The organism is Pseudomonas sp. KBN12P06040, assembly GCF_037574965.1.
GTDB lineage: Bacteria > Pseudomonadota > Gammaproteobacteria > Pseudomonadales > Pseudomonadaceae > Pseudomonas > Pseudomonas aeruginosa.
The window spans coordinates 5,442,675-5,456,434 of the sequence record NZ_JBBELS010000001.1 but is presented as its reverse complement, the minus strand read 5'-3'; the positions used below and the strand labels follow the sequence as shown (position 1 = coordinate 5,456,434).

The following is a 13,760-nucleotide window of genomic DNA, read 5'->3' as shown; positions in this document are numbered from 1 at the left end:
CCGTCATGCTGATCAAGATTCCCTCCCGTTCCGACTGTTCCGAGTCGGAAGTCACGTCCGAAACCCTCTACCTGTCCCGTCGGCGTCTGCTCGGTGCTTCCTTCGCCGGATTGGCGCTGGCCAGCGGCCTGCCGCGCCTGGGCTTTGCCGACGAACAGCGCTATGCCGGCGTCGAGCCGGTGCCGGCGCCGGGCTGGTTCGCCGAAAAGCTACCGCAGACCCGCTGGCAGGCGGTGGATGTCCAGGGGGAGGCGATCACGCCATTCAAGGACGCCACCCACTACAACAATTTCTACGAGTTCGGGCCGAACAAGGGCGACCCGGCGGAAAACGCCTCGGCCCTGAAGACCGAGCCCTGGTCGGTGGTGATCGACGGCGAGGTCGGCAAGCCGGGTACCTATGCCCTCGAGGACTTCGTCAAACCCTACCAACTGGAAGAGCGCATCTATCGGTTGCGCTGCGTGGAAGCCTGGTCGATGGTGATCCCTTGGCTGGGCTTTCCCCTGGCGGACCTGCTCAAGCGGGTCGAACCCAATGGGCAGGCGAAGTTCGTCCGTTTCGAAACCCTGCAGCGTCCGGAACAGATGGTCGGCCAACGCTCCGGTTTCTCGGTGATCGACTGGCCTTATATGGAAGGCTTGCGCATGGACGAGGCGATGCATCCCCTGGCAATTCTGGCGGTGGGCATGTACGGGCGGCTGTTGCCCAACCAGAATGGCGCGCCGTTGCGCCTGGTGGTGCCGTGGAAGTATGGCTTCAAGAGCATCAAGTCCATCGTGCGTATCAGTCTGGTCCGTGAGCAGCCGAAGACCACCTGGGAAAGCATTGCCGCCAACGAGTACGGGTTCTATGCCAACGTCAATCCGCAGGTCGACCACCCGCGATGGTCCCAGGCTCGCGAGCGGCGCCTGCCCAGTGGCTTGTTCAGCCCCAATGTACGGGATACGCAGATGTTCAATGGCTACGGGAGCGAGGTCGCTTCCCTTTATAGCGGCATGGATCTGAGGAAGTACTACTGATGCGCTACTGGTATCTGCGCCTTGCGGTATTCCTGGGGGCGCTGGCAGTGCCGGCCTGGTGGTTGTACCAAGCCTGGATCTTTGCCCTCGGACCTGACCCGGGCAAGACCCTGGTCGATCGACTGGGGTTGGGCGCCTTGGTATTGCTGCTACTCACCCTGGCGATGACGCCACTGCAGAAGCTGAGCGGCTGGCCGGGCTGGATTGCCGTGCGTCGCCAGTTGGGGTTGTGGTGCTTCACCTATGTGCTGCTGCACCTGAGCGCTTACTGCGTGTTCATCCTGGGGTTGGACTGGGGGCAGTTGGGCATCGAGTTGAGCAAGCGTCCCTACATCATCGTGGGAATGCTTGGATTCATCTGCCTGTTCCTGTTGGCGATCACTTCCAACCGCTTCGCCATGCGCAAGCTCGGTAGTCGCTGGAAGAAGCTGCATCGCCTGGTCTACCTGATCCTTGGGCTCGGCTTGCTGCATATGCTCTGGGTGGTGCGGGCAGACCTGGAGGAGTGGACCCTGTACGCTGTGGTTGGTGCGTCGCTCATGCTGCTGCGGCTACCCTCGATCGCTCGCCGCCTGCCCAGGCTTCGAACTCGTCCCGGTGTTTCGTAATAAAAGTTTCAAATAAGTGTTGACGCCAGTTTCTATCTCCCTATAATGCGCACCACTCCCGGCGACGACGAAGAGTAAATGCTTGAAAATCAAGGATTTACGGATTCCCTCCGAGGGGTGGTGAAGCGCTCCGGACAGGTTGTCCGCCGCAGCGGTTCGGTCCCGAAAGGGATTCGAAACGAAGCTTCATCGAGGTGCTTGACAGCGAGTTTGAACGCTGTAGAATACGCCTCCCGCTGATCGGAAGATGGTTTGAAGGTCGGCGCAAGCGGTTGAGTAGAAAAGAAAATTTTCGAAAATAACGCTTGACGGAAAGAGAGGTTGCTGTAGAATGCGCGGCCTCGGTTGAGACGAAAGCCTTGACCAACTGCTCTTTAACAAGTCGAATCAAGCAATTCGTGTGGGTGCTTGTGATGTAAGACTGGTGATCGCAAGATTATCAGCAACGCAAGTAACACTCGTGAATTCGAGAGTTTTATCTCTTTTTAAGAGAATGCGATTGCTGAGCCAAGTTTAGGGTTTTCTCAAAACCCAAGCAGTATTGAACTGAAGAGTTTGATCATGGCTCAGATTGAACGCTGGCGGCAGGCCTAACACATGCAAGTCGAGCGGATGAAGGGAGCTTGCTCCTGGATTCAGCGGCGGACGGGTGAGTAATGCCTAGGAATCTGCCTGGTAGTGGGGGATAACGTCCGGAAACGGGCGCTAATACCGCATACGTCCTGAGGGAGAAAGTGGGGGATCTTCGGACCTCACGCTATCAGATGAGCCTAGGTCGGATTAGCTAGTTGGTGGGGTAAAGGCCTACCAAGGCGACGATCCGTAACTGGTCTGAGAGGATGATCAGTCACACTGGAACTGAGACACGGTCCAGACTCCTACGGGAGGCAGCAGTGGGGAATATTGGACAATGGGCGAAAGCCTGATCCAGCCATGCCGCGTGTGTGAAGAAGGTCTTCGGATTGTAAAGCACTTTAAGTTGGGAGGAAGGGCAGTAAGTTAATACCTTGCTGTTTTGACGTTACCAACAGAATAAGCACCGGCTAACTTCGTGCCAGCAGCCGCGGTAATACGAAGGGTGCAAGCGTTAATCGGAATTACTGGGCGTAAAGCGCGCGTAGGTGGTTCAGCAAGTTGGATGTGAAATCCCCGGGCTCAACCTGGGAACTGCATCCAAAACTACTGAGCTAGAGTACGGTAGAGGGTGGTGGAATTTCCTGTGTAGCGGTGAAATGCGTAGATATAGGAAGGAACACCAGTGGCGAAGGCGACCACCTGGACTGATACTGACACTGAGGTGCGAAAGCGTGGGGAGCAAACAGGATTAGATACCCTGGTAGTCCACGCCGTAAACGATGTCGACTAGCCGTTGGGATCCTTGAGATCTTAGTGGCGCAGCTAACGCGATAAGTCGACCGCCTGGGGAGTACGGCCGCAAGGTTAAAACTCAAATGAATTGACGGGGGCCCGCACAAGCGGTGGAGCATGTGGTTTAATTCGAAGCAACGCGAAGAACCTTACCTGGCCTTGACATGCTGAGAACTTTCCAGAGATGGATTGGTGCCTTCGGGAACTCAGACACAGGTGCTGCATGGCTGTCGTCAGCTCGTGTCGTGAGATGTTGGGTTAAGTCCCGTAACGAGCGCAACCCTTGTCCTTAGTTACCAGCACCTCGGGTGGGCACTCTAAGGAGACTGCCGGTGACAAACCGGAGGAAGGTGGGGATGACGTCAAGTCATCATGGCCCTTACGGCCAGGGCTACACACGTGCTACAATGGTCGGTACAAAGGGTTGCCAAGCCGCGAGGTGGAGCTAATCCCATAAAACCGATCGTAGTCCGGATCGCAGTCTGCAACTCGACTGCGTGAAGTCGGAATCGCTAGTAATCGTGAATCAGAATGTCACGGTGAATACGTTCCCGGGCCTTGTACACACCGCCCGTCACACCATGGGAGTGGGTTGCTCCAGAAGTAGCTAGTCTAACCGCAAGGGGGACGGTTACCACGGAGTGATTCATGACTGGGGTGAAGTCGTAACAAGGTAGCCGTAGGGGAACCTGCGGCTGGATCACCTCCTTAATCGAAGATCTCAGCTTCTTCATAAGCTCCCACACGAATTGCTTGATTCACTGGTTAGACGATTGGGTCTGTAGCTCAGTTGGTTAGAGCGCACCCCTGATAAGGGTGAGGTCGGCAGTTCGAATCTGCCCAGACCCACCAATTGTTGGTGTGCTGCGTGATCCGATACGGGGCCATAGCTCAGCTGGGAGAGCGCCTGCTTTGCACGCAGGAGGTCAGGAGTTCGATCCTCCTTGGCTCCACCATCTAAAACAATCGTCGAAAGCTCAGAAATGAATGTTCGTGAATGAACATTGATTTCTGGTCTTTGCACCAGAACTGTTCTTTAAAAATTCGGGTATGTGATAGAAGTAAGACTGAATGATCTCTTTCACTGGTGATCATTCAAGTCAAGGTAAAATTTGCGAGTTCAAGCGCGAATTTTCGGCGAATGTCGTCTTCACAGTATAACCAGATTGCTTGGGGTTATATGGTCAAGTGAAGAAGCGCATACGGTGGATGCCTTGGCAGTCAGAGGCGATGAAAGACGTGGTAGCCTGCGAAAAGCTTCGGGGAGTCGGCAAACAGACTTTGATCCGGAGATCTCTGAATGGGGGAACCCACCTAGGATAACCTAGGTATCTTGTACTGAATCCATAGGTGCAAGAGGCGAACCAGGGGAACTGAAACATCTAAGTACCCTGAGGAAAAGAAATCAACCGAGATTCCCTTAGTAGTGGCGAGCGAACGGGGATTAGCCCTTAAGCTTCATTGATTTTAGCGGAACGCTCTGGAAAGTGCGGCCATAGTGGGTGATAGCCCCGTACGCGAAAGGATCTTTGAAGTGAAATCGAGTAGGACGGAGCACGAGAAACTTTGTCTGAACATGGGGGGACCATCCTCCAAGGCTAAATACTACTGACTGACCGATAGTGAACCAGTACCGTGAGGGAAAGGCGAAAAGAACCCCGGAGAGGGGAGTGAAATAGAACCTGAAACCGTATGCGTACAAGCAGTGGGAGCCTACTTGTTAGGTGACTGCGTACCTTTTGTATAATGGGTCAGCGACTTATATTCAGTGGCAAGCTTAACCGTATAGGGTAGGCGTAGCGAAAGCGAGTCTTAATAGGGCGTTTAGTCGCTGGGTATAGACCCGAAACCGGGCGATCTATCCATGAGCAGGTTGAAGGTTAGGTAACACTGACTGGAGGACCGAACCCACTCCCGTTGAAAAGGTAGGGGATGACTTGTGGATCGGAGTGAAAGGCTAATCAAGCTCGGAGATAGCTGGTTCTCCTCGAAAGCTATTTAGGTAGCGCCTCATGTATCACTCTGGGGGGTAGAGCACTGTTTCGGCTAGGGGGTCATCCCGACTTACCAAACCGATGCAAACTCCGAATACCCAGAAGTGCCGAGCATGGGAGACACACGGCGGGTGCTAACGTCCGTCGTGAAAAGGGAAACAACCCAGACCGCCAGCTAAGGTCCCAAAGTTGTGGTTAAGTGGTAAACGATGTGGGAAGGCTTAGACAGCTAGGAGGTTGGCTTAGAAGCAGCCACCCTTTAAAGAAAGCGTAATAGCTCACTAGTCGAGTCGGCCTGCGCGGAAGATGTAACGGGGCTCAAACCACACACCGAAGCTGCGGGTGTCACGTAAGTGACGCGGTAGAGGAGCGTTCTGTAAGCCTGTGAAGGTGAGTTGAGAAGCTTGCTGGAGGTATCAGAAGTGCGAATGCTGACATGAGTAACGACAATGGGTGTGAAAAACACCCACGCCGAAAGACCAAGGGTTCCTGCGCAACGTTAATCGACGCAGGGTTAGTCGGTTCCTAAGGCGAGGCTGAAAAGCGTAGTCGATGGGAAACAGGTTAATATTCCTGTACTTCTGGTTACTGCGATGGAGGGACGGAGAAGGCTAGGCCAGCTTGGCGTTGGTTGTCCAAGTTTAAGGTGGTAGGCTGAAATCTTAGGTAAATCCGGGGTTTCAAGGCCGAGAGCTGATGACGAGTCGTCTTTTAGATGACGAAGTGGTTGATGCCATGCTTCCAAGAAAAGCTTCTAAGCTTCAGGTAACCAGGAACCGTACCCCAAACCGACACAGGTGGTCGGGTAGAGAATACCAAGGCGCTTGAGAGAACTCGGGTGAAGGAACTAGGCAAAATGGCACCGTAACTTCGGGAGAAGGTGCGCCGGCTAGGGTGAAGGATTTACTCCGTAAGCTCTGGCTGGTCGAAGATACCAGGCCGCTGCGACTGTTTATTAAAAACACAGCACTCTGCAAACACGAAAGTGGACGTATAGGGTGTGACGCCTGCCCGGTGCCGGAAGGTTAATTGATGGGGTTAGCGCAAGCGAAGCTCTTGATCGAAGCCCCGGTAAACGGCGGCCGTAACTATAACGGTCCTAAGGTAGCGAAATTCCTTGTCGGGTAAGTTCCGACCTGCACGAATGGCGTAACGATGGCGGCGCTGTCTCCACCCGAGACTCAGTGAAATTGAAATCGCTGTGAAGATGCAGTGTATCCGCGGCTAGACGGAAAGACCCCGTGAACCTTTACTGTAGCTTTGCACTGGACTTTGAGCCTGCTTGTGTAGGATAGGTGGGAGGCTTTGAAGCGTGGACGCCAGTTCGCGTGGAGCCATCCTTGAAATACCACCCTGGCATGCTTGAGGTTCTAACTCTGGTCCGTAATCCGGATCGAGGACAGTGTATGGTGGGCAGTTTGACTGGGGCGGTCTCCTCCTAAAGAGTAACGGAGGAGTACGAAGGTGCGCTCAGACCGGTCGGAAATCGGTCGCAGAGTATAAAGGCAAAAGCGCGCTTGACTGCGAGACAGACACGTCGAGCAGGTACGAAAGTAGGTCTTAGTGATCCGGTGGTTCTGTATGGAAGGGCCATCGCTCAACGGATAAAAGGTACTCCGGGGATAACAGGCTGATACCGCCCAAGAGTTCATATCGACGGCGGTGTTTGGCACCTCGATGTCGGCTCATCACATCCTGGGGCTGAAGCCGGTCCCAAGGGTATGGCTGTTCGCCATTTAAAGTGGTACGCGAGCTGGGTTTAGAACGTCGTGAGACAGTTCGGTCCCTATCTGCCGTGGACGTTTGAGATTTGAGAGGGGCTGCTCCTAGTACGAGAGGACCGGAGTGGACGAACCTCTGGTGTTCCGGTTGTCACGCCAGTGGCATTGCCGGGTAGCTATGTTCGGAAAAGATAACCGCTGAAAGCATCTAAGCGGGAAACTTGCCTCAAGATGAGATCTCACTGGGAACTTGATTCCCCTGAAGGGCCGTCGAAGACTACGACGTTGATAGGCTGGGTGTGTAAGCGTTGTGAGGCGTTGAGCTAACCAGTACTAATTGCCCGTGAGGCTTGACCATATAACACCCAAACAATCTGACGATTGTGTGTTGTAAGGTGAAGTCGACGAACCGAAAGTTCGCATGAACCGCAAACACCTTGAAATCACATACCTGAATCCGGATAGACGTAAGCCCAAGCGAACGGATATCCAACCGAATTGCTTGACGATCATAGAGCGTTGGAACCACCTGATCCCTTCCCGAACTCAGAAGTGAAACGACGCATCGCCGATGGTAGTGTGGGGTCTCCCCATGTGAGAGTAGGTCATCGTCAAGCTCCTATCCCAAAACCCCTGGTCAGCGATGACCGGGGGTTTTGCTTTTGCGCGCGGAAAAGTGGCAAGCCAGCAGCGCTGCGGACGATAATCGAAAAACTTCGAGAGCTGCCGGGCGGCGTACTTCCGAGGGCATGGGAGACGCGATTTGCACTGTGCGCTCGTCTACAATAGCCGACAAATCCAGCCGAGCTCATTCATGTCCGATACCGATGTCCGTGGCCTGCAGGATCTTCCCCTGGAAGAACTGGTTGCTTGCCATGAGTGTGATCTGTTGATGCGCCGGGAACCCCTGGGTCCGGGCGAGAAAGCCAATTGTCCGCGCTGCGGTTTCGAGTTGGCCGCGCATCGCCATCAATGGAAACGCCGTTGCTTCGCGCTGGTTCTGACGGCGCTATTTCTCTATATCCCAGCCAATTTCCTGCCGATCATGAATCTCAGCCTGCTCGGCCAGACCCGCAGCGATACGGTCTGGACGGGAGTGCTCGGTCTTTACGACAGTGGCATGCAGGGCGTCGCCATCCTGGTATTCCTGTGCAGCATGGTGATCCCGTTGGTCAAGTTGCTCTGCCAGTTGCTGGTGATGATCAGCGTGCGTTTCGGCATCGCCCGTCACATCGGCATGCTGCTCTACCGCGGCTATCACCATCTGCGCGAGTGGGGGATGCTCGAGGTCTACCTCATGGGCATCCTGGTTTCCATCGTCAAGCTGATCGACATGGCCGACCTCAGCCTGGGCGTCGGCCTGGCCTGTTTCGTGGCGCTGCTGTTCACCCAGGTCTGGCTGGAGGTCACCATGTCGCCGCACCAGGTATGGGAAGCGCTGGGCGGCGAGGACGACGATGCGCGCGCTTGATGCCGGAATTCTGGTGTGCGGCGAGTGCCACCAGTTGAATCGCGCCGACGGGGACGAGCATTCGCGTTGCAGTCGCTGCGGTGCGGTGCTGCACGCCCGGCGCCCAAACAGCCTCACGCGCACCTGGGCGTTGCTGATCACCGCGGCGATCCTCTACATACCCGCCAACCTGCTGCCGATCATGACGGTCAACCTCTTCGGCAGCGGAATGCCCGCCACCATCATGGAGGGCGTGGTCGAACTGGTGCATGCCGACATGTTCCCCATCGCCATGGTGGTGTTCGTCGCCAGTATCCTGGTTCCTACTTTCAAACTGGTGGGCATCGCCCTGCTGCTCTATTCGGTGCAGCGGCACCAGCCGATGTCGGCCCGCCAGCGTATCCTGATGTATCGCTTCATCGAATGGATCGGGCGCTGGTCGATGCTCGATATCTTCGTCATCGCCATCCTCGTGGCGCTGGTGAATTTCGGCAACCTGGCGAGCATCGAGGCCAACCTCGGCGCCGCCGCCTTCGCCAGCGTGGTGGTGCTCACCATGCTCGCCGCCGTGACGTTCGACCCCCGGCTGATCTGGGACAACACCAATCTGGATGACGAGAATGAGTGATCTGCCAAGTCCGAAGAAACACAAGACCTCGAACTGGTCGGCGATCTGGGGGCTGCCGCTGGTAGCCCTGGCCATCGGTGCCTGGCTGGCGTGGCGTGCCTTCGACCAGGCCGGCGTGGACATCCAGGTTCGCTTCGAGAGCGGCGACGGGATCCAGGCCAACAAGACCGAGGTGCTGTACAAGGGCATCTCGGTGGGCAAGGTGACCGACCTGCATGTCAGCAAGGACATCAAGGGCGTGGTCGCGACCATCGAGATCAAGAAGGAAGCCCAGGAATATCTGAGCAAGGACACCCGCTTCTGGCTGGTCAAGCCGCGGGTTTCCCTGGCTGGCGTCACCGGCCTGGAAACCCTGGTCTCCGGCGTCTACATCGCGGTCGATCCGGTGAAGGGCGAGAAGGAAGAACGCTACTTCACCGCGTTGAAGGAGCCGCCACCCCTTTCCGACAAGCTGCCCGGCCTGCACCTGACCCTCAAGGCCGATCGCCTGGGCTCCCTGGAGCAGGGCAGCCCGGTGTTCTACCGGCAGATCCAGGTCGGCCAGGTGAAGAGCTTCCAGCTGGGCGATGACCAGAGGACCATCGAGATCAAGGTGCACATCGAGCCGGCCTACGCCGACCTGGTGCGCAAGCACACGCGATTCTGGAACGCCAGCGGCATCTCCATTTCCGGCGGCCTGTCCGGCTTCAAGGTGCACAGCGAGTCGCTGCTGACCCTGGTCGCCGGCGGTATTGCCTTCTCTACCCCGGAGAACCGCACCGACAGCCCGCCGACCGATCCGAGCAAGCCGTTCCGCCTGTACGACGACTACGACGCGGCCCAGGCCGGTCTGCGCGTGAAGCTGAAGATGAACGACGTCAGCGGCATCGATCCGGGCCGCACCCCGGTGATGTTCAACGGCGTGCAGGTCGGCCTAGTCAAGTCGATCGACATGGGCAAGGACTACAGCAGCGCCACTGCCGACCTGGCGATGGATCCGCGGGTCGAGGACATGCTGCTGGAAGGCACCGAATTCTGGACCGTCAAGCCAAGCATCTCCCTGGCCGGCATCACCGGCCTCGAGGCTCTGGTGAAAGGTAACTATATCGACGTGCGCTTCGCCAAGAGCGGCGCGCCGAGTCGCGAGTTCACCATCCGCCCGAAAGCGCCGCCGCTGAACACCGACGCGCCCGGCCTGCACCTGGTGCTGACCAGCGACAAGCTCGGCTCGATCGATATCGGCGCGCCGATCCTCTACCGCCAGGTCCGCGTCGGCAGCGTGCAGAGCTACCAGCTGTCGCGCGACCGCCAGCGAGTGGTGGTGGGTGTGCACATCGAGCCGGAGTACGCGCACCTGGTGAATACCTCGACGCGCTTCTGGAACTCCAGCGGGATCACCCTGACCGGCAACCTCAGCGGCGTGCAGGTGAAGAGCGAGTCGCTACAGACCCTGATCACCGGCGGGATTTCCTTCGACACCCTCGATCCGAAGGCGCCGACCGTGACCAAGGTGCGTCGCTTCACCCTCTTCGACAGCGAGGAGGCGGCGATGGCCCGTGGCGTGGAGATCCAGCTGAGCATCGACAATGCCGACGGCCTGCGCGAAGGCACGCCGATCCGCTTCAAGGGCCTGGACATCGGCAAGATCGAAAGCGTCGAGCTGAACCCGGACCTCTCCGGGGTACTGATGAAGGCCCGCCTGACTTCCGCCGGCGAGCGCGTCGCCCGCAGCGGAACCCGCTTCTGGGTGGTGCGTCCGGCGCTCGGCCTGCTGCGTACCGAGAACCTCGGAACCCTGGTCAGCGGCCCCTACATCGAGGCGCTGCCGTCGAGCACGCCGGGCGAGCGCCAGGCACGCTTCCAGACTCTCGCCGAAGCGCCCAACCTGCTGGGCCGGGAAAACGGCCTGCGGCTGACCCTCAGCGCGCCGCGCAAGGGCTCGATCAAGCCGGGCAACCTGGTGACCTACCGGCAGATCCCGGTGGGCAAGGTCGTCGACCTGGCCTTGGGCGAACAGGCCGACCGGGTGCTGATCAGCATCCTCATCGAACCGCGCTACGTACCGCTGGTGCGTACCGGCAGCCGTTTCTGGAATGCCAGCGGCTTCGGCGTCGACGCCAGCCTGTTCAAGGGGCTGTCGCTACGCACCGAGTCGATGGAGGCGCTGATGGAGGGCGGCATTGCCTTCGCCACCCCGAACAATGCGCAGATGGGCGAGCCCGCCAAGCCGGGGCAGACCTTCGCCCTGTTCGATTCGGCCAATGACGAATGGTTGGAGTGGGCGCCGAAGATTCCTCTGAAGGAAACCGCCCGCCGCTGATTGTCGGATCGGCAAAAAGAAACGCCGCTTACCTGGGTAAGCGGCGTTTTCGTTCATGCATGCATGCATGCTGGGGAGTGGGTGTCAGTGAGTGCTGAGATGCGCCCGGGTGGTCAGCAGGTACACCGGCAAGCCGGAGATCAGGATCAGCAGCGCGGCGTAGGGTGCGGCGGCAGCGTACTCCAGGTTGGCGGTGTGCACCCAGACCGAGGTGGCCAGGGTCGACAGCCCGGTGGGACCTAGCACCAGGGTGGCGGTCAGTTCCTTCATGGTGTCGAGGAACACCAGCACGAAGCCGGCGCCGATGGCCGGCGAGATGATCGGCAGGGTGATCCGCAGGAAGGCCATCAAGGGCGTCTGGCCGAGAGTGCGGGCGGCTTCCTCCAACTGCGGCGAGGCCTTTTCCAGGGCCACGCGGATCGGTGCCTGGGTCAGCGGCATGAACAGCAGGGCATAGGCGACCAGCAGCAAGCCGGTGGTCTGGTAGGTGGCTGGCAGGTAGTGCAGCGAGAAGTACACCAGCGAGAGGGCGATCACCAGTCCCGGCAACGCTTGCAGCAGATACGGCAGGCGCTGGGTCCAACGCGCCAGGGCGCCGGGGTAGCGCACCACCAGGATGCTTACGGGCAGCGCCAGCAGGCAACTGAGCAGGGCCCCGCCGAAGGCCAGCGACAGGGAGGAAAGCAGGGTCGAGGCGATTTCCATCAGCGGGAAGCTGGCCGAGGAGCCTTCGTACAGCCAATAACCGAGCATCACCAGGGGGATACCGGTACCGACCAGCACCAGCGTCGCCAGCAGCGCCTGGAGCGGCCACTTGCCGAACCCCAGGCGGACTCGTTCGGCCCGCCGCGCGCTGCCCTGGCCGGTGCGTACCAGGCGGCCGCGGCCGCGCATGCGCAACTCCAGCCAGAGCAGCAGGAAGCACAGTGCCAGGAGTACCGAGGAGAGCATCGCCGCGGTGGCGTTGCTGAACTCCAGTTCGAACTCCTGGTAGATGGCTGTGGTGAAGGTCTGGTAGCGCAGGATCGACAGCGCGCCGAACTCCACCAGCATGTGCAGCGCCACCAGTAGTCCGGTGGCGGCCAGGGTCGGGCGCAGCAGCGGCAGGGTGACCCGCAGGAACACCTGGCGCCGTGACAGACCGAGCATCCGCGCCGACTCCTCCAGGGAAGGATCGATGCCGCGCAGGGTCGCCGCTACCGGCAGGTAGACCAGCGGATACTTGGACATGGTCATGACCAGGATGGCGCCGCCGAGGCCTTCGTACATCGGGCTCAGCGAAACCCAGGTGAAACTGCTGACGAAGGCGGGGATGGCGAACGGCAGGCACAGCACCACGTTCCAGAAGCGCGGCGCCGGCAGGTCGCTGCGCTCCACGCACCAGGCCAGGGCCAGGCCGAGCAGGGCGCTGAGCAGGGTCACGCCGAACATCAGCCACAGGGTGTTGCCCAGCAAGCGGAATACGTAGGGGCGCCAGAGCAGTTGCCAGGCGGTGTGCCAGCCGGCGTCCCAGGCCTTGGCCGCGACGTAGAGCAGCGGCAGGCTGGCCAGCAGGGCGAGGAGCAGGACCGGCAGGAACAACCAGAATGGCGTTCGCCGGCGCGAGCCCGTGCGCAGGCGCACGGGCGTGGAGGCGGCGCCGATCAATTCAGGCCAACGTCGCGTTCGAGGCTGAGGGCCTCGCTGGCCTCACCCAGGTCGGCCGGGGTCAGTTTCGGTGGGTCCAGTTCGGCGAACGGCTTCAGCGCCGGATCGGCCTGCATCCCCTTGCGCATCGGGTACTCGGCGGACTGGCTGAGGATCGCCTTCTGGCCTTCCTCGCTGAGCATGAAGGCGACGAACTGCTGGGCTTCCCTGGGGTGCTTGCTGGACTTGAGCACTGCGGCGCCGGAGACGGTGACCAGCGCGCCCGGGTCCTGGTTGCCGAAGTAGTGCAGGCGCGAGTTCAACTCGCCCTTTTCCTTCTTCAGGGTGTACCAGTAGTAGTTGTTGATCAGCGCCATGTCGACCTCGCCGTTCTCCACGGCTTTCATGGCGGTGACGTTGTTGGTGTAGATCGAGCCGAAGGCCTTCAGGCCGGTCAGCCAATCCTCGGCTTCCTCCTGGCCCTTGAGCTTGATCACGGCGGCGACCTGTTCGAGGAAGGCGCCACTGGTGGGCACGAAGCCGAAACGGCCGGACCAGGACGGATCGGAAAGATCCATCAGGCTCTTCGGCAGATCCTTCTCGTCGATCTTCTTCGGGTTGTAGGCCAGTACCCGGGTGCGGGCGGTGATGCCGATCCAGTCGCCGTTGCCGCCGGCGTGCTCCGGCTCGACCAGGGCCAGGGTCTCTGGCTCCAGCTTGGCCAGCAGGCCGGCGCTGGCCAGGCGGATCAACGGTGGCGATTCCTCGGTGTAGAGCACGTCGGCCGGCGAGCGCGCGCCTTCCTCGGTGATCTGGCTGGCGAGCTGGCCATCGCCGCCCTTGCGGATCTTCACCTGGATGCCGGTCTTGTCCTGGAAGGCCTTGGCGATGGCGATACCGGTGGCGGCGTGCTGGCCATTGTAGAGGGTAAGGGTGACGGGATCGGCCGCCGCATTGAGGGAAAGCGAACCGAGCAGGCACGCCAGGGCGGCGTGGCGGAAACGGTTGAGAAGTCGAACAGGCATGGATTCTCCCCGTGGGTTACAA

The 13,760-nt window shown here is 59.3% G+C and carries 7 protein-coding genes, 2 tRNA genes and 3 rRNA genes; 10 read left to right on the top strand and 2 right to left on the bottom strand.

The annotated features are described in order from the left end of the window. Positions 1 to 5: 5 nt before the first annotated feature. The 10 genes from msrP to VQ067_RS25740 all read left to right on the top strand — a co-directional run bounded on the left by msrP (position 6) and on the right by VQ067_RS25740 (position 11,087). Entirely contained in the window at positions 6 to 1,019 is a 1,014-nt protein-coding gene (gene msrP, locus VQ067_RS25785; protein ID WP_003141655.1) for a protein-methionine-sulfoxide reductase catalytic subunit MsrP, read from the top strand. After that, positions 1,019 to 1,627: a protein-methionine-sulfoxide reductase heme-binding subunit MsrQ gene (gene msrQ, locus VQ067_RS25780; protein ID WP_003100143.1), complete on the top strand. Its 609-nt coding sequence runs from the start codon at positions 1,019 to 1,021 to the stop codon at positions 1,625 to 1,627. Before msrP ends, msrQ begins: the two co-directional genes overlap by 1 nt. Before the next feature lie 543 nt (positions 1,628 to 2,170). Further along, a 16S ribosomal RNA gene (locus tag VQ067_RS25775) occupies positions 2,171 to 3,706 on the top strand. 64 nt (positions 3,707 to 3,770) lie between these two features. Then, a tRNA-Ile gene (locus VQ067_RS25770) sits at positions 3,771 to 3,847 on the top strand. A 28-nt stretch (positions 3,848 to 3,875) separates the two neighbouring features. Next, positions 3,876 to 3,951: transfer RNA gene (locus tag VQ067_RS25765), tRNA-Ala, on the top strand. A 226-nt stretch (positions 3,952 to 4,177) separates the two neighbouring features. Next, positions 4,178 to 7,068 (top strand): 23S ribosomal RNA (locus tag VQ067_RS25760). Positions 7,069 to 7,211: 143 nt separating this feature from the next. Further along, positions 7,212 to 7,327, top strand: a 5S ribosomal RNA gene (rrf, locus tag VQ067_RS25755). The 16S, 23S and 5S rRNA genes sit together here with 2 tRNA genes alongside, the layout of an rRNA operon. Before the next feature lie 146 nt (positions 7,328 to 7,473). Continuing rightward, positions 7,474 to 8,181, top strand: coding sequence for a paraquat-inducible protein A (locus VQ067_RS25750; protein WP_011666770.1), 708 nt, complete (start codon positions 7,474 to 7,476; stop codon positions 8,179 to 8,181). Next, the gene (locus VQ067_RS25745) at positions 8,168 to 8,788 is read left to right on the top strand and encodes a paraquat-inducible protein A (protein WP_003111274.1); all 621 of its coding nucleotides are present in this window, start codon (positions 8,168 to 8,170) and stop codon (positions 8,786 to 8,788) included. The genes VQ067_RS25750 and VQ067_RS25745 overlap by 14 nt, the downstream gene beginning before the upstream one ends. Further along, positions 8,781 to 11,087: a PqiB family protein gene (locus VQ067_RS25740; RefSeq protein ID WP_340080942.1), complete on the top strand. Its 2,307-nt coding sequence runs from the start codon at positions 8,781 to 8,783 to the stop codon at positions 11,085 to 11,087. Before VQ067_RS25745 ends, VQ067_RS25740 begins: the two co-directional genes overlap by 8 nt. Positions 11,088 to 11,171: 84 nt before the next feature. Here the strand turns inward: VQ067_RS25740 and VQ067_RS25735 are convergent, their stop codons facing one another. Continuing rightward, positions 11,172 to 12,710 carry an ABC transporter permease gene (locus VQ067_RS25735; RefSeq protein WP_033874569.1) on the bottom strand — a complete coding sequence of 513 codons (1,539 nt, stop codon included), beginning with the start codon at positions 12,708 to 12,710 and terminating at the stop codon, positions 11,172 to 11,174. Between the two features lie 20 nt (positions 12,711 to 12,730). Then, positions 12,731 to 13,738: an iron ABC transporter substrate-binding protein gene (locus VQ067_RS25730; protein ID WP_003095046.1), complete on the bottom strand. Its 1,008-nt coding sequence runs from the start codon at positions 13,736 to 13,738 to the stop codon at positions 12,731 to 12,733. Positions 13,739 to 13,760 lie beyond the last annotated feature (22 nt).

What these genes read in the sequence shown, in the direction of transcription:
- VQ067_RS25745 (WP_003111274.1), top strand. Translation starts at nt 8,168, where the DNA reads ATGCGCGCGCTTGATGCCGGAATTCTGGTGTGCGGCGAGTGCCACCAG.
- msrP (WP_003141655.1), top strand. Translation starts at nt 6, where the DNA reads ATGCTGATCAAGATTCCCTCCCGTTCCGACTGTTCCGAGTCGGAAGTC.
- VQ067_RS25730 (WP_003095046.1), bottom strand. Translation starts at nt 13,738, where the DNA reads ATGCCTGTTCGACTTCTCAACCGTTTCCGCCACGCCGCCCTGGCGTGC.
- msrQ (WP_003100143.1), top strand. Translation starts at nt 1,019, where the DNA reads ATGCGCTACTGGTATCTGCGCCTTGCGGTATTCCTGGGGGCGCTGGCA.
- VQ067_RS25740 (WP_340080942.1), top strand. Translation starts at nt 8,781, where the DNA reads ATGAGTGATCTGCCAAGTCCGAAGAAACACAAGACCTCGAACTGGTCG.